Below are 17,001 nucleotides of genomic sequence, written 5' to 3' on the forward strand. Positions count from 1 at the left end.
CATCAACTGGGTCGAAACCATGACAGCCATGCCCAGAGCCCCTGGGCCCTCCGATCTTACGAATGACCAGAGCAACCACGCTTGAAAGGTAGGACTCACCATGACAGCTGACCGCACCAAAGACACCGCCCCGGCACCCGGCCCCTGGTGCAACAGCTGCGACAGCTACTTCAACCTGATCACTAACACCTGCCGCTGCAACAACCGCTGACTCAGGGCACGTTCATGGTTGACACCACCGGCACCATTCCCGTCCCGCAGGCCCCGCCCCACCTCGACGCGGTTCTGACCGAGATCGCCCGCCTCTCCAACGAGCTGTGCGAACACCTGGCGGACAGCCAATGGAGCGCAGCCAACCGCATCCGGCACCTTGCCGAGACCGCCACCCCACCCACCGACCCCTGGGGAGAAACACAACCTGATGCACGTACGGTTCGACACTCCGCCTGTTCCCCACCGCAGTCAGGAGACCCACGAGACCGCGCAGGCGCTGCGAGGCCGCCCCGGTGACTGGGCCCACATCGACACCCACGACACCATGAACCGGGCCTCCAACCAGGCCCACCGGGTGCGTACGGGCAAGCTCGCTGCCTTCCGGCCCGCAGGCGCGTTCGAGGCCAAGGCCCACGGCACCAAAGACGGAGGCGCCGAGGTCTGGGCCCGCTACGTCGGCGCGCGCTCCGGCGGCTGAAGACAACTGTTGGGCAGTACACCTGTATGGGTGTCGAAACCCCGCGGTATCCCCGCCTGTGGAGTTTCGCCATGCAGGGGCATGACCAATACTCGACTGCCCGTGCCGCTCCGGCGCCTCATCACAGAGCAGTGGTCAGGGCCGGGAACGGCGTACCTCCATGCCCGCGCTTGCCCGTCTACCCCGGGGAAGGCACGGATCGGCTCTCATGTCGATCCTCTCCGGGTAGGACGTCGTTTCGAGCCGAAATACTCCCGGCCGGGCCGCTCCCGCCCGGCCCCCGCCCAGGCGGGACGGATGAAACGCGGATGCGCTGTCTCGTTTGACATCAGAACGAATGTTCGCCCGTTCCGTCCGTCCCGCTCCGGGCCCAGGATGGCAGCCCAAGTCGGTTCGACGAAGGGCGGTTCGGCATGGCGGACTGGGTGAGGGTTGCGGGCGGTCTGACCGCGATCTCGGCGGGATCCCGGACGACGGTGTGGGGCGTGAACGCGGCGAGCGCCATCTACCGGCACACCAACTACGACGCCACCCCCTGGCAGAACATCCCCGGCGGGCTGAGTGACATCGGGGCGGGCTCCGACGGCACCGTGTGGGGTGTCAACAGCGGCAACCAGATTTTCCGCTACACCGGGGACCAGGACAGCGCGAACCCGTGGAAAGGCATCTCCGGCAGCCTGGTCCGCATCGACGCGGGCTCCCGGACGAACGTGTGGGGGGTGGACTCCGCCGGCGGCATCTACAGGTACACCAACTACGACACCAGCCCCTGGACCAAGATCCCGGGGGGCCTGAGCGACATCGGTGCCGCGGCCGACGGCACCGTGTGGGGCGTCAACAGCGGCAACCAGGTCTACCGCTACACCGGGGACCAGAACAGCGCGAACCCGTGGGTGGGCGTCTCCGGCAGCCTCAAGCGCATCGCGGTGGGCTCCCGGACCAACGTCTGGGGCGTCGACCCCGCCGGCAGCATCTACCGCTACACCAACAACGACGCCAGCGGCGGCAACCCGTGGATCAAGATCCCCGGCACCGCCACCGACATCGCCGCCGGCGCCGACGGCACCGCCTGGCACCTCAACACCGCCGGCGAGATCTACCGCTACACCGGCGACCAGCCCAGCTGACCCCCGCCCCGTCATCCGTGCGGGCGCCGGCCCGGGTAGGGTCGCGGCCTGCACGGATGCCTACTCAGCCCTGCGGGTCTCCCTCGTCATCATCCATCTCGATCGGCCCCCCGCACGGTTATGAGGGCCATTGAGCACGGCCAGGGCTACTCGTCGCCCCACTTGGTCCGACATTCAACGGAGTGGGGAGTTCCAAAGAGCGCCGCGCAGTGTCGAGAGGCCGCCCGGTCAGGGAATGAGCTGGGCGTGTGCTATCGGCGGGAGTGACATCCGAGAGTACGTTGGGCTGGCACCTTTTCCGCGTCGCGTACCGATACCTGCCTGGTGGGGGCAGTGTCCGAGAAGACCACGGCTCGGTGAAAGTCTGGTGACGCCACTACGACGTCGGTGACCGGGCGGATCGCGTCCCAGGGGAAGGTCCCTAGCTTCTTCCAGGTGTCCGGGTACAGGTTGAGCCGGAGGGCGAAGTAGAGATCCGGCACGAAGCACACCGCCCGTCGGCCTTTGCCCTGCCGTTCGGCCAGGTCGAGTTTCCGCAGAACGTCTGTTCTCTGCCCGTGAGTGCTCGGCCGGAGCAGACCCAGGATCGCGTCTACCAGGTCAGACAGCCCCCGGGAGGTCAGGCTCTCGGACACGCTGACGACCACGTTTCCCTTCCGGGAGGCGAGTAGTCCTTCGTCGTCCACGTAGGCGTCGAAGGTCACGGTGCGCGCGACCTGGCAGAACGTGCATATCCGCCCGCCCGATCCAGCGGGGCAGTGGCGACCGCCGCATCCGTACGTGCGGTTTGTGCGGATACCGACCCGCTCCATGAAACGCACTGCCTCCAGGACCGTGTCCAATTGGCCGGTGGGAGTGCGGGCGGGCACCGATATCACCCACGGCAGGGCCAGTCCGAACTCAGCCGGTTCCCCCTCGATCGGTCTGGGGTGACGCTTGTTCCACGAGGAGAAGTTCCTCAGCGCGGAGGAGTTGACGATCGACACGACCTCGACGGCCACGCCCTCCCCCGCGAAGTCGTAGCGGCCGTTATGAGGATTCCCCTGGCTGGGCGGGATGTGCAGGGCTCCGCAGCCGAAGCACCTGTCGTAGGGAAGGATCGGCCCGAACAGCCTGCGGCACGTCCAGAAGGCGAACTGCTCCGAAACCTGTCTGCGCACAGCCCACGTCCTCTGTCCCGCCGGGCGGTTGTTGTCGTCTCATCATGCATCGAAGTGCCTACGAGGGCATCGGCATTACATCGTTTCCGCTCTCTGAACCCGGGTAGCCGTGCCTCAGTGCGCGCGCATTGCGGCCCGTTTCACTCATCAGAGCTGTACCGCGGTTGGCGAGACGGTTCTTGCCGCCCCCTTGTGGGGCTTGTTCGAGTCAGGTGCCGCACGGGTGGGAGATCCACTGAGCAGGTGTGGGGTACTCCGAGCAGGGGGTGGCCGCTTTTTTTCAGGGAGCGTCATCAACGGTGACGCATCGGCCGCCAGTCGGCGACAGCTGATGCACGATGACGGGTGGTACGGCCATAACCTCCTCGTTTGGGCGCGTCGTTCACGGTGCACATAACAGGGGGACGCACGGGTTCAGGGTGCAGGTGGATGGTGGTGGCTTCCCGGACCTGGCGAGCGAGCGTTTGCAACGCTGCGGTGAACGCGGACGAGGTTGCCCCTTGGTGGGCGGTCAAGGTCAAGGTACGGCGAGTTGAGCAGCGTACGCCGGGGGTGATCTGCCTGCCAGGATGGTGGCCGGTCAGCTGGAGCAGCCAACCGGTGCTGGTGCGAAGGGTGCCGAAGTCGTCGCAGTAGACCGGCCCGCCGGCCGTCCGGACGAGGTGGGCCTGGGCGTGGGTGAGGGGCGGGTTGAGGAAGACCGAACCCGCCTGTCGTGCGTCCGGTCCGGTGTCGGGCAGGCTCAGGCCGCGTCGGCAGCGGTCGGCGAGAACGCTTGCGGCGGCTTCCCCCAGGGGCGGACGCGCACCGGGACGGGTGCCGAGGGCGTCGGCGAGGTGGGGGTTGGTGACTGGTGCTGCGCGCTGGGCGCGGGTCAGGTGCAGCGTGAGCTGGAGGATGGTCCAGCGGCCGGGCCGGGCTTTGAAGGTGCTGGTGCGGTAGCCGAATGCGCACTGCTCGGGTGGGAGTTCGGTGATCGTGCGCTGCTGCCAGTCGTAGACGGTGAAGTGGGCGAGGGTGTCGGATATCTGCTGGCCGTAGGCGCCAGTGTTCTGCACCGGGGCGGCGCCGGTGGTGCCGGGGATGCCGCCAAGGTACTCGATGCCGGACAGTCCCTCGTGGACGCAGTGCGCGACGAGATCGGCCAGCGGTTCTCCTGCCTGCACGGTGACTTCCACGATGGTGTTCCCGTACCGGCGGAAGGTGATGCCGCGGGTCGCCATGCGCACCGCGGTGCCGGGGTGTCCGGCGTCGTCGGCGAGGGTATTGCTGCCGCCGCCGAGGATGAACGGCGGGGTGTGAAGGCCGCGTGCAAGGTCAATCCAGTGGGCGGGGTCGGTGTGGGTGAGCAGCCGGTCGGCGGGGCCGCCCAGGCGCAAGGTGGTGTGGTCGGCCAGCAGCTCACTCATCGGGGCCCTCCCGGGGTCAGATGGCGGAGATGGTTTTGAGGGCGAGGGATCGCAAGGGTGCGATGCGGGTGCGGGCGGCGCCGTGGTAGACGGCGTTGGTGCAGATGACCAGGTAGCGGCCGGTGTCGGGGGCCAGGTAGAGGCTGGTTCCGGTGAAGCCGTGGTGGTAGGCGGTGCGGCCGCCGTCGGCCAGGACCCAGGACAGGCCGCGGTCGAGGCCCGGCTCGATCGGGGCGTGCGGGACCAGGCTGGCTCGCAGCCAGCCGCCCAGTGCGCCGCCGTCCTGGTAGGCGGTGATCAGGGCGTGGGCGTAGGTGGCGAGGTCGCCGGGGGTGGAGAAGACGCCTGCGTGGCCGGCGATGCCGCCCATCAGGGCGGCGTTGTCGTCGTGGGCGGCGCCCCAGATCCGGGGGGCGCCGGGCAGGCGCTGTTCGGTCGGGGCGACGTTCTGGGACCGGGTGACGGGGCCGTAGCAGGTGCGGTGCATGCCCAGGCCGGTCCACAATTCGTGGCCGATCATGTCCAGGGGGACCTGGTGGAGGTGGGTCAGGGCCAGGCCGAGCAGGATGTAGCCGCGGTTGATGTAGCGGTGCGTTCCGGGGTCGGTCTCCAGTGGTTCGCGCATCAGCAGTTCGTGCAGCGGGGTGTTGGTGTTTCGGTAGTGGTCCAGGCGGGTGGAGGCGCGCAGGCCGGAGGTGTGGGTGAGCAGCTGCCGGATGGTCGGGGTGCCGCTGGGGGCTTCGCCGGTCGTCGGCGGCAGGGCGGCGCACACTGGCTCGTCCAGGTTCAAGAGCCCGGCATCGAGGGCGCGGCCGGTCAGGGGCCAGGTGGCGACGACCTTGGTCAGGGAGGCGATGTCGTAGACCGTCTCGGCAGTGGGTGGTGCGTCGCCGCATTCGGGGGCGACGGTGCCGGCCGTCAGGATGCGCTGCTGGCCGTCGGTGGTGCCGCAGATGACGACGCCGCCGGGGCTGGCACCGTCGTCGACGACGGCGGTCAGAGTCTCGTGCAGGCGGGCGGTGTCGGCGGCGGGAAACGGTACGGGCATCAGGGCGCCTCCGTAGTCAGGGTGGTGTCGGCTCCCAGCGTGGCGAGGTTGGCCAGCAGGTGGCCGTAGCCGCGCCGGAGGTGGAAAGTTCCCCGGATCGTAGAGGTGCCATCGGCAGCGAGGGCGGCGATCAGCAGCGCGGTCACCGCACGGATGTCCCCGGCAGCCACCTGCGCCGCTCGCAGGCGCACGGGCCCGCGGACGCGAAGGGCCGGGCCGCGGGAGGTGAGGTCGGCGCCGAGGGCGCGCAGTCCCGCACAGTGCGTGTCGCGGCGGGGGTACACCCGCTCGGTGATCAGCGAGGTGCCCCGTGCCTGGGTGAGCAGGGCGGCGAGTTGGGGTGCGGTGTCGGTCGGAACGCCGGGGTGCGGTCCGGTGGCGATCTGCACGGCGCGCAGGCCGTGGTGGTGCGCGCGCAGGGCGCCGTCCGCGCCGTCGGCGACCTTCAGGCCGGCGGCGGCGAAGACGTCGGTGAGCCCGCGGGGGAGGTCTGCGGTGCTGATGCCGTCGAGGGTGATGCTGCCGCCGGTGGCGGCAGCCATCGTGATCATGGTGGCGGCCTCGATGCGGTCACCGGCTACCGCGAACGTCCCTCCGACGATCCAGTCGCTGCCGGTGACGTGCAGGCCGTCCTGGTCGGCGTGCACGGTGGCGCCGCGCTCGGTGAGGAAGCGGGCGGTCTCGGTGACTTCGGGTTCAACGGACGGGTGGGTGATGCGGCTGGTGCCCGGTGTGCGGGCGGCGAGCAGCAGGGCGGTCACCGTGGCGCCCAGGCTGGGTCCGTACGGTGTGGCCACGTCCACGGTGAACGGGCGCAGCCCGTGCGGGGCGCGGGCGTGGATGCCGGTGGTGTCGGCGGTGACGCGGGCGCCGGCGGCCTGCATGGCGGCCAGGTGCCGGTCGATCAGACGTGGGCAAAAGGCGTCACCGCCCGGGTAGGGGAAGACGACTTGCCCGGCGCGAGCCAGGACGGCGGCGGCCAGGACAGCGGTGGTGCGCACACGGTGGCCCAGGTCGGCGTCGATGACCGGGCGAACCGTCGTGGCCGGGGTCACGGTGAACCGGCCGTTGTCGGCGGTGGCGGCGGCTCCGGTGCGGGAAAGGATCTGGGCGCATACCTGGGTGTCGATGATGTCCGGTGCGGCGGTCAGGCGAACGGGGGTGTCGGCCAGCAGCGCCGCGGCGTACAGGTGCAGGGCGATGTTCTTGCTGCCCTGGACGGGGATCCGGCCGGTCAGCCGGTGGCCGCCGGTCACGCGCAGGACGGCGGTGTCGTGTGCGGCGCAGACAGGGGTCAGGGTCATCGCGCTCACCGGATCCGGGAGCCGGCGGGCAGGAAGCCGCCGGTGTGATCGCGCGGGTAAAGGACCGTACCGGGGCCGATGAGCGTGCCCGGAGCCAGCACGGTTCCGGCGGGCAGGGCCACCTCATCGCCGATGACGGCGCCGAACTTCGTCTGCCCGGTGCCGATCCGCTGCCCGTCGAGGGTGACCGTGATCTCGTCCAGGGCCGGTTCGGCGACCGGTCCGCGGTCGCACCGCAGGGCGGTGGTGGAGCAGAACGATCCGATGTTGACGCGCCGTCCGATCACCGAGTCGCCGATGAAGCTGGGGTGCTTCATGAACACGTGCCCGATCAGCAGGCTGCGGGTGATCTCCGCACCGAACCCGATCCGGCAGCCGGGGCCGATGATGCTGTGGTCGCGCACGAGAGCTCCGGCGGCGACGATGGCCCCGGCCCCTACCACCACGGGGCCAATGACCTGGGCGCCTGCCTCGATGCGCGCACCCGGCTGCACGGTGACCGGCCCGTGAACCAAGGCGCCGTCTTCGATGTGCCCGCCTTCCTGAGCCAAGGGGTGTGCGGGGTCGGAGGTGTCGAGGAGAGTAGCCAGGGCGGCCTTGATGTCGAAGACGGTGCGGCACTGGGCCAGCAGACCAGCAAGGCCCGGGGGCAGAGCGTCGGTGTCGGTGAAGTACGACGGGGCGAGGCGGGCGTCGGCGGCCGGCCTCGCGGGCGCTGTGGCGGAGAGGGGCTGCACCAATTCCTCCAGGGTCCGTGGGGGGCGGCCTGCCGGGTGCCGGCCGCCGCACGTCCACGTCACCGCACGGGGGAAGGTGTCGGCAGGGGTGCTACCGGGGGATGCAAACGCTTTTGCATCGGATGCAAAAGGGTCTGGCCGCATCGGCTGGGTATCTCTACGGCGACAGCGCGGCTTCGGCTCTCGAAGCGGACGGGGTGTGTAATGGCCAGTACCTCAGGTCCTGCCTCTACAGCCTGCTCACCCGGGGAGTTGGTACGGCGGACGCGCAAGAAGAAGGGATGGACCCTCGCGCACCTCGGGCAGCTCACCGGATACTCCACGGCCCAGGTCTCCCGTTATGAGCGCGGCATCTCCCCCATGACTGATGTGGCTGTGCTGCGGTGCTTCGCCCACACCCTGGACATCCCTTTGAAATCCTTCGGTCTCGCCGCTCCCGCGCCTGTGGCCGAGGTACGACACGGCCAGGTAGTCGGACCGATCTCGGCGTACCCCCGCCTTCCCGCCCATACAGTGGTCAGCCCCCGGCAGGAGGATGGTGAAGCAGCAGTGCGGCGAAGGCAGTTGCTGGCGAACCTGGCGGTCACGGCCGCCGCAGCCGCAGGCGCCCCGCTCCTGAGCGGCGATAGGGCCCCCACCAACGAGGCAGCCTTGGGGGACATCCTCGTCAACCGACTACGGGATGCGATGCTCGGCCTGGGTCAACGGCTGCCCGACGTGCGGCCCGAGACCTTGGGCCGGGACCTGTCCCGCGCCCTGACCGACTTCCACACCTGCCAGTACGCCAGCCTCGCCATCCGGCTACCCCGGCTCATCCAAGCCGGGCATGCGCTGACCATCAGCAGCGACTCCCCCCAGCATCACCTGCTGCTCGCCCAGTGCTACACCCTGGCCACCCGCATGCTCATCAAACTCGACGAACAACAGCTCGGCTGGATGGCCGCCGACCGCGCCCGCCAGCTCGCCACCACCGCCAATGACCCACTCGCGGTAGCAGAGGCCGCCCGAAACCTTGCTGTCCTGGCACGCAAAGCCCACTGGCACGATCAGGCGCTCTCCCTCGCCCTGGCCGCCGCCGACGACCCCGCCCTCCGCGCCGCCGGACGGCTGGGCGCTGCTCAGCGCGGCCTGCTCATCCAGTCCGCGGCTTACACCGCCGCCCGCAACGGCGACCGCGACGGCATGCGCGACCTGACCGCCGAGGCCGCGTCCATCGCCGACGGTCTCGGAGGAACCACTTTGCTCCGCGACCACGGCGGCGGCTTCAGTCCCGTCACCGTCCAGCTTCACCTGATCTCCGCAGAAAATTCCGCAGGCGACCCTGCAGCGGCGCTCACTGCGGCCCGCGCCCTACCGCCCAGGGCCCTCCCCAGCGACGAGCGGCGCTCGCGCTACCACACAGACGTTGCCACCGCCCTGGCTCACCGCGGCCGCCGCGACGAATGCGTACGCGCGCTGCTGGCCGCCGAACAGCAAGCGCCGGAAGAGACGCACGCGCGCCCCGCGGTGAAGTCGCTCATCTCCGGGCTGCTGGTCTCCGGGCGCACCACGCCGGAACTACGTGGTCTCGCCGCACGCGCAGGCGTCCTAGCCTGACCGACAAGAAGCAGGGACACCCACCGGCACTCGGCGACTCGCTCAGCGCCTGCTTCCAGCCCACGGCATGCTTCGGCGGCGTGATCGGCGACGGCTGCCAGACCGGCAACACCATCAGCCTCGGTCCCGGCATCGCCATCGGCCCCCGCTGCCGCATCGCCAGCGGTGTCACCCTCGCCGGCTGCACCGTCGATGCCAACATCGTCATCATCGGGAGACACAGGCACGGTGCACCCCCGAACACCCCCGATTCGAAGCGGCTTTGGGCCATTCTCGTGAATTAGGCCCACAAATCTATCGGGTGCTGCCGTCTGGGTGCAGGCTCTCCTCATGGAGACCCCAGAGGTACCTACCGGTCACATTCTGCCTAACGGGATCCTCGCGCCCAGCGACTGGAAAACGCTGCCGGACCCCGCCAGCCAGGAAGATCTCACACCCGAGCAAGTAGAGGCCGCCACCGCGTCTACTGGCGAGATGACCCTGGCCGCCAGTTACTTCGTGCTGCGCCCGGTCGCCAATCACGATCTGGTCGTCACCGCGCCCGCGTCAGGCAGTGGGCCTCTCACGCTGGCTCGCCGGGACAACAGCAACCACCAGCAATGGGCCCTTGGGCAAGGGAACATCGGCGGCGGGCTGATGACCTTCGCCTACATCAACCGAGCCACTTCAAAGGGCATCGGCCGCAACAGCACCAATCCGGTCTTGCAGACGATCGACCACTCGAACTACCTTCCCATCGGATGGATCCCGGTAGAGCAGTACAACTCCATGGAGCGCATCTACGCGGTCGCGACACGGGATCCCGTAACCTCGTCCTCCGGGCAGTACTGGGTCGGCAGGCGGGCCATGGCCCCGGTGGATCTCCAAGCCGGAAGGTCGCTGCAAATGGTCGACGGCAAGCGCGCCTTCGACACCCGGGCCTACCACCTGGAGCACGTGTTCCTGTGATGCCGAGCTTCCCGCTCGCATCCGAACCTGTCCTTGTTTTCAGGCGGCGAGCGGGAAACTCCCGACCGGATCGGGGTGGCCTGCCCAGTCTCCGCGTGAATGTCTGCGACCTCTTGGGCAGCCGGGATGCACCGTGCGTACTTTCGTATCGGCGCTCAGCACATGCGTAGACACCGCGAGCGTCTGCGCTGTTCCCGGGCCCTCGCCGACACCGTCACCGACCTGGATGGCCTTCCCGCCCGCTGGCGGTTACCTCAGAGGTCCAGTGCGCTGTCTCCGCTCCGGTCACCGACGGATGGGTCCTGTCTCGGGTCGTCTAGGCTCGGGAGAGGGCGTGGGGCTGGAGAACCGTGTCCACCTCTCGTATCCCGGCCTCGCTCGCGGACCTGGCCGTACCCGTCGATCAGCTCACCGCCTACCACCGCAACCCGCGCACCGGTGATCTCGATGCGATCGCCGAGTCGCTGTCCATGAACGGCCAGTACCGGCCGATCGTCGTCAACAAGGGCTCACTGACCGGACGGCCGAACGAGGTTCTGGCGGGCAACCACACGCTGAAGGCGGCCAAGCGGCTCGGTTGGGACGACATCGCGGTCACCTGGCTCGACGTGGACGACGACGCGGCAGCGAAGATCGTCATCGTCGACAACCGCACCAATGATCTGGCTGGGTACGACACGGCACTGCTCGCCGACATCCTCACCGACCTGCCCGACCTCCAGGGCACCGGGTACGACCAGGCGCAGCTGGACCAGCTCCTCGATGACACGGCCCTGCCGGCGCCGATCGAGCTGCCGACCGACGGAGCCGGGACGGGCGCTGCGGCCACGGTGGACTACCTGCAGTGGGGCTACCTTCAGTGGTCCTCGACGCGGGTGCGGATCACGCAAGCCGAGGTCGAACTGCTCGACGCGCTGTACCGGCAGTTCGTCGACGCGCACGACTCGGACATGGGCTTCGGATGGCACGTTCTCAACGAGGAGCACCAGGCCCGCGAGGGGGACGTGGCGTGAGCAACCGTCTCGACGTGCGCTTCGACCCGGCGTATCCGCTGGAGCAGCTGCGCCCGGCCGACTACAACCCGCGGCACCTGTCCAAGGAGTCGTTCGTGCGTCTGCAGGGTTCGCTGCGTCGCCACGGCGTGGTGAAGCCCGTGATCTTGAACGCGGACGGGACGCTGGTCGCCGGCCACCAGAGGACCAAGGGGCTCAAGGCGATCGGGCAGACGACGACACCGGCAATGATCCTGCCGCAGAAGGTCAGGTTGCAGGACGAGATCAAGTTCAACCTCCTTCACAACCGCGTCGAGACCGAGTCGTCGGTGGTCTACGCGGAGCCGGGGCCGATCGGCGAGTGGTGCTGGATTCCGTGGCAGACCATCGAGGTGGAGGAGTCGAAGAACCTGCCGTTCCAGCAGGCCATCGCGTTCATGACGGCGGCGCACGGGCCGTGGGGGTCGGTCGTCATTGATGACCAGGGCCGCGTCGTGCTGAACGCGGAGTACGCGGCGGTCGCCAAGACGCAACGCTTCGATGTGCTGGCGTGGACGGTGGCCTCGTTCGACGCTGGGCAGCTCGTCGAAGACCTCACTGGTGAGTACGGCGTGTACGACTGGTCCGGCCTGGAGGAGCAGGCGCCGGTGTGGAACCAGCACATCGTTCAGCCCAACCGGCTTCGCGAGCACTCCTCGAAGGCGAAGAAGGACCAGGTGCGCTACAAGTCGGAGGTGTGGGAGCGGCTGGTGCTGCCGTGGCTGACGACCTCGCACCGGGTGGTGGACTTCGGTGCCGGCCATGGCGACTACGCCCGACACCTGCGTACGAGTGGTTACCGGGTGCAGGACTACGAGCCGTACCGCACCCTGAAGGGCAAGTACGCGCTGGATATTCGCAGCATCGTCGGGCAGATCCGCGGCCTGGAACGCGACCTGCGCGCGAACGGCCTCTTCGAGGTCGTGGTGCTGGACTCGGTGATCAACGCGACGACGTCCCTGGAGTACCAGCACTGGGTGCTGCTGGCGGTCAACGCGCTGTGCGCGGCGGACGGGCAGGTGTGCATCGGCACGCGCAACCTGGACCGGGAGCTGGCCTACGAGCATTCCGAGCACTCCATCAGCCGCGACTCGACCCGACTGAGCTTCCTTGATGCGCACAACGTGGACATGCGCTTCACACGGGGGAAGTGGCAGCGCATCCGGTATCACACGCCCGAGTCGCTGCGGGGGCTGCTGTCGCGCTACTTCGAGGAGGTGGAGCTGAGCGACACGACCCGGGCCACGCTCAAGGCGGTGTGCCGCAAGCCGCGCCCCTTCCCAATCGAGGACTACAAGGAAGCCCTCGATAACGAATTCAACATGCCTTACCCCAATGAATTCCGACACAATAAACATGAGGGAATTGTGGGAATTCTGATAGAATTGATCAAGAATAGGAATGCCATTTTGGAGGGGTAGAGGAATGAAATCATGGGCGAGCCCGGGGAGGGTTCGCGTAGAGATAGAGAGCCGCGCCAGCTACCGCATCATGTGGCTGGCCGGCGTGCGTCAACTCGACCTGTCCCAACATTGTTTGAAGACTTTCGCGGAGTGCGACCGGCACAACGTCAACCCGAATCGGCGCACCCAGGTCTTGCACCTGTCGGCAGAAAATCCCCCTGCCGCCTGGTATTTGTGTGCGCTGCCCATCCCGTGGGACTGGGCCCGCAACGCTCATTTGGCTTTTGAGTATGCACCGGGCGCGTCATGGGAGGGTGACGCCCTCGTGGGCGGCCTGCACGTACGGCTCACCAATGCGGTGCCGGTCACCGGATGGGGAGAGCACAGCATTCCGCTGGACGCGCCCCGCCGGTTGTCGTACCGGTACCGCACCTGCCGGAACTGGCAGTTCGCTTGGTGGCTTCGTGCACACCGCGATGTGCCTGACGCTCCGCCCGCGCAGCGCGGGGAAGCGGTCGGCGGACCGGAGCAATTGACCCTGGGCTAACGTGCAGGCGCCGTCTCTGTGGACTTCGGAGGCGGCGCCTGCCCTCGCGGCGGCGGGTCGAGCTTCTACGCGTGGTCCTTGAGGCGTCGGCGTATGCGTTCCGCCAGCTCGTCGGCTTGGTCAGCGAGACCTGGGTGGGTGTCCGCGATCATGTGGAGAAGCGAGATGGCCGCCTCGGCTTCCCCTGCGGTCGCGAGGGCGAGAAGGGGCCCTTTCCGATCCAGTTGAGCGTCGAGGCGGGCCGCCCGCTGGGGGGGTGTCGGAACGTGGCGTGGAGAATCCGCCGATGTGGGCGGCCTGGATGGTGGTGCCGTAGACCTGGGCTCCGGGGCCGATGCTGTTCGTGACGTTCATGATCAGCACCCTAGGATCAACTGATCGCTGAAGGAACCTCTCTCTTCGAACGGCCCAACTATCCGGTGGCAGGCGTGTTCCCGGTGCCAAAAGTTGGTGCGCCGAGCGGCGTCAGGTCCGCTCTCAGTCGCAGCGTGCGTACAGGGTGTCGCTACCGTCCGGCGTCGACGGCTGTGTCCCCGCTGACTTCATCGACGAGGTTGGGGGGTGACGAGTTCAACCGTCGAGGGTTCGCGCGATCCCCAGCCTGTGGAAAACGTCCGGCCTTCCCGAAACCGTAACCCTCCGCCGGGAGTTCGGTTACGAACTCGGCCGGTTTCGGGGGGGGAAGGGCAGCGTCGGCACGACCGACGCCTATCACTGTTTTCGCTAACCTCTGTCAGTTACTCGCCGGGCGGGCATCGGAGTTCACCCGAGTCGCTGTCGCCGCCTGCTCACGCTGATGGCCATGCGGCCGGAGTACGGCCCACAGGTCGGCTCCGGGGCGTGCGCTCAGGTGGCCCGGTCCCATTGGCGGCTGAAGGTCAACAGCGGCCTGACAGCCGGGTCAGCGACTGCCGGCAGCAGGTATTTCCACAGGTTGGTGACGCGGCGGTACAGGTCAGTGCGACGTGTGGAGATGTGGGACAGGAGTTGGGTGCCGGAGTAGGAGGCGACCAGCGTCCAGGCCAGCTCTCGCACGTCCACGTCTGGTAGCACTTCCCCCTTGGCTTGCGCGACTTGCAGCTGCCCGGCGAATTCATCAATCCAGTAGTTGTACGGAGAAGCATCCTGAAGGCCGAAGTCTCCTTGCTCGATCGCAAGGCGCACTCCGGCGCGCAGCTTCGGGTTGGCCTGAAGCTCGCCAGCGAGGTAGAGCGTCTGGTCGATCAGCCGCTGAAGGCCGTCTTCCCCGGGCGGCGCCTCCAGCCCGTCGCCCTGACCGATCATGACTGCATGGGCGAGGGCTTCCTTGGACTCGAAGTGGAAATACAGGGCGCCTGGGGTGACCCCGGCGCGCTTGATGATCTTGTTGACGCTCGCTTCACTGAATCCGTACTCGTCGATCAGCTCGGCAGCCGCCTGAAGGATCGCCTCCCGCGTCTTGACCGCCCGTTCCTGCACTGCGCTACACCATTTCCCTTGACAACCACATGGATAGTACGAAAAAACCGAGCGTTCTGTCGCATTGGGTGCCTGTGCGGCAAAGTTGATCATTATGAGCGGTCTGGCGACCCCGCCTCGCGGCCGTGACCTCGGGACCTGGATTTCGAGTTCGATCAAGGAGATGCGAAGGCGAAGGCGCCGTTCTTGTCCTGCGCCACTGCCCCACCTGAGTGGTCGATGCCCGCAGGTCAGCAGCTGATGGCTTCGGTCAGAGATCATGGACGGACGGCGCGGGGCCCAGGGAGTTGTGCATGGGCCGCCCCAATCGCGCCACGCGGGCCGCCATCACCCAGCGCCGCGCCGACGCCATTGATCTGAAGCTGGCCGGGGTGGACTGGCTGACGATCGGCCGCAAGCTGGCCGCGGACCCGGCGATCAACTCCGACCGTGTCGCCTACCCGCAGGGGTACGGCATCGACAAGTACAAGCGCGGGCTGGAGCCGCCGAGCGACAAGCGGCTGATCGAACTGGCCTGCAAGGACGTCACCAAAGCCTTGCGGGAACGCAGCACGGCGCTGGACGCGAACACCGACGAGCTGCGCCAGGTGATGGCCGAGCGCCTAGAGCGGCTGTTCTTTCCCGTCTACCGGTCAGCGATCCGCAGCGGCGACCTGCAGGCGGTGGACCGTGCGGTGCGCATCATCGAACGCAGCAGCCGCCTGCTCGGACTGGACCGCCCGACCCGCACCGAGGTGTCCGGGCCGGACGGGACCGCGGTTCAGGTGGAGACAGCGGGGCTGGAGGAGCTGGAGCGCCTGATCGGCCTGGCCGGCGGTGCCGAGGATGGGGAGAGCTGACGAGGCGGCGGTCCTCCAGCTGTACCGGTCTCTCCCCGCGCAGCGCCGCCGCGAGATCGCCGCCGCCTCCACTCCACAGCTCAAAGCCCAGCTCGTCCGCATCGAGCGCGAGATGGCGCTGGACCGATCCCCCGGCGCGATGGCCGCGGTGCTCACCGAGGGCCGGGAGATGCAGGCCCCGCACCTGGCGCAGATCGACGCCGCCTTCGAGCGGGTGGCGGCCGGGCGGCCGACCAAGCTGCTGCTGACCATGCCGCCGCGGCACGGCAAGTCGAGGCGGGCCGCGCGGTGGGCGCCGTTGTGGTACCTGCGGCGGCGCCCGGAGCACCGGGTGATGATCGCCTCGTACTCCTCCGACCTGGCTGATGATCACGGCCGGTGGATCAGGGACGCGATCGTCTCGTACGGGCCGCAAATCGGTATCGGGCTGCGGCCGGGGTCCTCGGCCGCGAATCGTTTCGACATCGCCGGGACCGAAGGCGGCTTCGCCGCGGCCGGTGTCGGTGGCGGCCTGACGGGTAAGGGCGCACACCTGGCGGTCCTGGACGACCCGATCAAGGACGCCGCCGAAGCTGCCTCGCCGACGATGCGCCGCCGGCTGTGGGAGTGGTGGCAGGCGGTCCTGCTCACCCGGATCGAGCCGGGCGGGTCCGTCATCCTCATCCAGACGCGCTGGCACGAGGACGACCTGGCGGGTCGGATCCTTGCCGATGAGGCCGACCGCTGGACCGTCATCAACCTGCCCGCCCTTGCGCTGACCGAGGATGACGCGCTCAGCCGGCCGGTGGGGGCCGCGCTGTGGCCCGAGCGGTACGACGAGGCGGCGCTCGCCGAGATCCGCCGCTCCGTGGGCGAGCGGGTGTGGTGGTCGCTGTATATGCAGCAGCCCCGGCCGCAAGAGGGCGGGGTGTGGCAGTGGCCGTGGATCACTGACCATCGCATCAGCGCGGCCCGCTTCCGCGGCATCGACCTGGCGCGCATCGTCGTCGCCGTCGACCCGGCCGGCGGGGAGTCGGCGGTCGGCGACGAGACCGGCATCGTGGCCGTCGCCCGCGACCGGGCCGGGCACCTGTACGTCCTCGACGACCGCTCCGGCAACCGCGGGGCCGACGCGTGGGGCCGGGAAGCGTGCCTGCTGGCGATCGAGCTGCGTGCGGACGCCATCACGGTGGAGTCCAACTACGGCGGCGACATGAGCAAGCAGATCCTGCGCCAGGCGTGGCAGGAGTTGCAGCGCGAGCAGCGCACCGAGGGCCTGCCCATGCCGGCGATGCTTTCGGTGACGGCCAAGCACGGCAAACGGCTCAGGGCCGAGCCGATCGCCCAGCTCTATGAACAGGGCCGCGTCCACCACGTCGGGGCCTGGCCAGAACTGGAACAGCAGATGGTCACGTGGGTCGCCGGAATGGACAGTCCGGACCGGATGGACGCCGCGGTTCACGGGCTGACGCAGCTCGCGGGCACAGACCCCAGCGGCACGGGCGGTACGCCGTACCAGGACAGGAGGCTGTCCGGGCGCCGCTGACCGCCGTCGCCGGGCCGCCGGACTACGAGCTTGTCGCATCAGCACCTTCGGGGCCGACTTCTTGGCTCGGTCGAGGCTCCCTGGGCGCGACCGAAGACGGGTTTCCGGGGCTCGGTTCACCGGGGTTCGGTTCACCGGAACCAGGTGGATCGGGGGTTCTAGTAAGTACCTATAACCA

Annotated in this window: 16 protein-coding genes and 1 pseudogene; 11 read left to right on the top strand and 6 right to left on the bottom strand. The window is 68.5% G+C overall.

Annotation, left to right across the window (positions count from 1 at the left end):
• Window positions 1–421: 421 nt before the first annotated feature.
• Both ACH4K4_RS36375 and ACH4K4_RS36380 read left to right on the top strand, forming a co-directional pair.
• The gene (locus tag ACH4K4_RS36375; protein WP_398173808.1) at window positions 422–691 is read left to right on the top strand and encodes a hypothetical protein; all 270 of its coding nucleotides are present in this window, start codon (window positions 422–424) and stop codon (window positions 689–691) included.
• 413 nt (window positions 692–1,104) lie between these two features.
• Window positions 1,105–1,818: a tectonin domain-containing protein gene (locus ACH4K4_RS36380; protein ID WP_398173811.1), complete on the top strand. Its 714-nt coding sequence runs from the start codon at window positions 1,105–1,107 to the stop codon at window positions 1,816–1,818.
• Window positions 1,819–2,069: 251 nt separating this feature from the next.
• On the opposite strand, the gene ACH4K4_RS36385 is transcribed toward ACH4K4_RS36380, so the two are convergent.
• The 5 genes from ACH4K4_RS36385 to ACH4K4_RS36405 all read right to left on the bottom strand — a co-directional run bounded on the left by ACH4K4_RS36385 (window position 2,070) and on the right by ACH4K4_RS36405 (window position 7,479).
• The gene (locus ACH4K4_RS36385; protein ID WP_398173814.1) at window positions 2,070–2,978 is read right to left on the bottom strand and encodes a hypothetical protein; all 909 of its coding nucleotides are present in this window, start codon (window positions 2,976–2,978) and stop codon (window positions 2,070–2,072) included.
• Between the two features lie 293 nt (window positions 2,979–3,271).
• Entirely contained in the window at window positions 3,272–4,387 is a 1,116-nt protein-coding gene (locus ACH4K4_RS36390; RefSeq protein WP_398173817.1) for a UDP-N-acetylmuramate dehydrogenase, read from the bottom strand.
• A gap of 16 nt (window positions 4,388–4,403) precedes the next feature.
• On the bottom strand, window positions 4,404–5,435 hold the full coding sequence (locus tag ACH4K4_RS36395) for a serine hydrolase domain-containing protein (RefSeq protein ID WP_398173820.1): 1,032 nt from the start codon (window positions 5,433–5,435) through the stop codon (window positions 4,404–4,406).
• Complete coding sequence (locus ACH4K4_RS36400) at window positions 5,435–6,739, bottom strand: UDP-N-acetylglucosamine 1-carboxyvinyltransferase (protein WP_398173823.1); 1,305 nt, start codon at window positions 6,737–6,739, stop codon at window positions 5,435–5,437. Before ACH4K4_RS36400 ends, ACH4K4_RS36395 begins: the two co-directional genes overlap by 1 nt.
• Window positions 6,740–6,744: 5 nt before the next feature.
• The gene (locus tag ACH4K4_RS36405; protein ID WP_398173826.1) at window positions 6,745–7,479 is read right to left on the bottom strand and encodes a hypothetical protein; all 735 of its coding nucleotides are present in this window, start codon (window positions 7,477–7,479) and stop codon (window positions 6,745–6,747) included.
• Between the two features lie 201 nt (window positions 7,480–7,680).
• Between ACH4K4_RS36405 and ACH4K4_RS36410 the strand changes: the two are divergent.
• The 7 genes and pseudogenes from ACH4K4_RS36410 to ACH4K4_RS36440 all read left to right on the top strand — a co-directional run.
• Window positions 7,681–7,869 (top strand): annotated as a pseudogene (locus ACH4K4_RS36410) (helix-turn-helix domain-containing protein); the annotation flags it as partial.
• Window positions 7,870–8,025: 156 nt separating this feature from the next.
• A complete protein-coding gene (locus tag ACH4K4_RS36415) occupies window positions 8,026–9,072 on the top strand; it encodes an XRE family transcriptional regulator (RefSeq protein WP_398173981.1) in 1,047 nt (348 codons plus the stop codon).
• Window positions 9,073–9,152: 80 nt separating this feature from the next.
• The gene (locus ACH4K4_RS36420) at window positions 9,153–9,356 is read left to right on the top strand and encodes a hypothetical protein (RefSeq protein ID WP_398173829.1); all 204 of its coding nucleotides are present in this window, start codon (window positions 9,153–9,155) and stop codon (window positions 9,354–9,356) included.
• A 46-nt stretch (window positions 9,357–9,402) separates the two neighbouring features.
• The gene (locus ACH4K4_RS36425; RefSeq protein ID WP_398173832.1) at window positions 9,403–10,020 is read left to right on the top strand and encodes a hypothetical protein; all 618 of its coding nucleotides are present in this window, start codon (window positions 9,403–9,405) and stop codon (window positions 10,018–10,020) included.
• Window positions 10,021–10,370: 350 nt separating this feature from the next.
• The gene (locus tag ACH4K4_RS36430; RefSeq protein WP_398173835.1) at window positions 10,371–11,033 is read left to right on the top strand and encodes a ParB/RepB/Spo0J family partition protein; all 663 of its coding nucleotides are present in this window, start codon (window positions 10,371–10,373) and stop codon (window positions 11,031–11,033) included.
• The gene (locus tag ACH4K4_RS36435; protein ID WP_398173838.1) at window positions 11,030–12,472 is read left to right on the top strand and encodes a ParB N-terminal domain-containing protein; all 1,443 of its coding nucleotides are present in this window, start codon (window positions 11,030–11,032) and stop codon (window positions 12,470–12,472) included. Before ACH4K4_RS36430 ends, ACH4K4_RS36435 begins: the two co-directional genes overlap by 4 nt.
• Window positions 12,473–12,476: 4 nt before the next feature.
• A complete protein-coding gene (locus tag ACH4K4_RS36440) occupies window positions 12,477–13,001 on the top strand; it encodes a hypothetical protein (RefSeq protein WP_398173841.1) in 525 nt (174 codons plus the stop codon).
• An 846-nt stretch (window positions 13,002–13,847) separates the two neighbouring features.
• Here the strand turns inward: ACH4K4_RS36440 and ACH4K4_RS36445 are convergent.
• On the bottom strand, window positions 13,848–14,459 hold the full coding sequence (locus tag ACH4K4_RS36445) for a ScbR family autoregulator-binding transcription factor (protein WP_398173844.1): 612 nt from the start codon (window positions 14,457–14,459) through the stop codon (window positions 13,848–13,850).
• A 293-nt stretch (window positions 14,460–14,752) separates the two neighbouring features.
• Between ACH4K4_RS36445 and ACH4K4_RS36450 the strand changes: the two genes are divergently transcribed.
• Together ACH4K4_RS36450 and ACH4K4_RS36455 are read left to right on the top strand one after the other, a co-directional pair.
• Complete coding sequence (locus ACH4K4_RS36450) at window positions 14,753–15,298, top strand: hypothetical protein (protein WP_398173847.1); 546 nt, start codon at window positions 14,753–14,755, stop codon at window positions 15,296–15,298.
• Window positions 15,285–16,823 carry a terminase large subunit domain-containing protein gene (locus ACH4K4_RS36455; protein WP_398173850.1) on the top strand — a complete coding sequence of 513 codons (1,539 nt, stop codon included), beginning with the start codon at window positions 15,285–15,287 and terminating at the stop codon, window positions 16,821–16,823. The genes ACH4K4_RS36450 and ACH4K4_RS36455 overlap by 14 nt, the downstream gene beginning before the upstream one ends.
• The last annotated feature ends 178 nt before the right edge of the window (window positions 16,824–17,001 follow it).

Source organism: Streptomyces sp. NPDC017529, from assembly GCF_044329785.1.
Classification (GTDB): Bacteria; Actinomycetota; Actinomycetes; order Streptomycetales; family Streptomycetaceae; genus Streptomyces.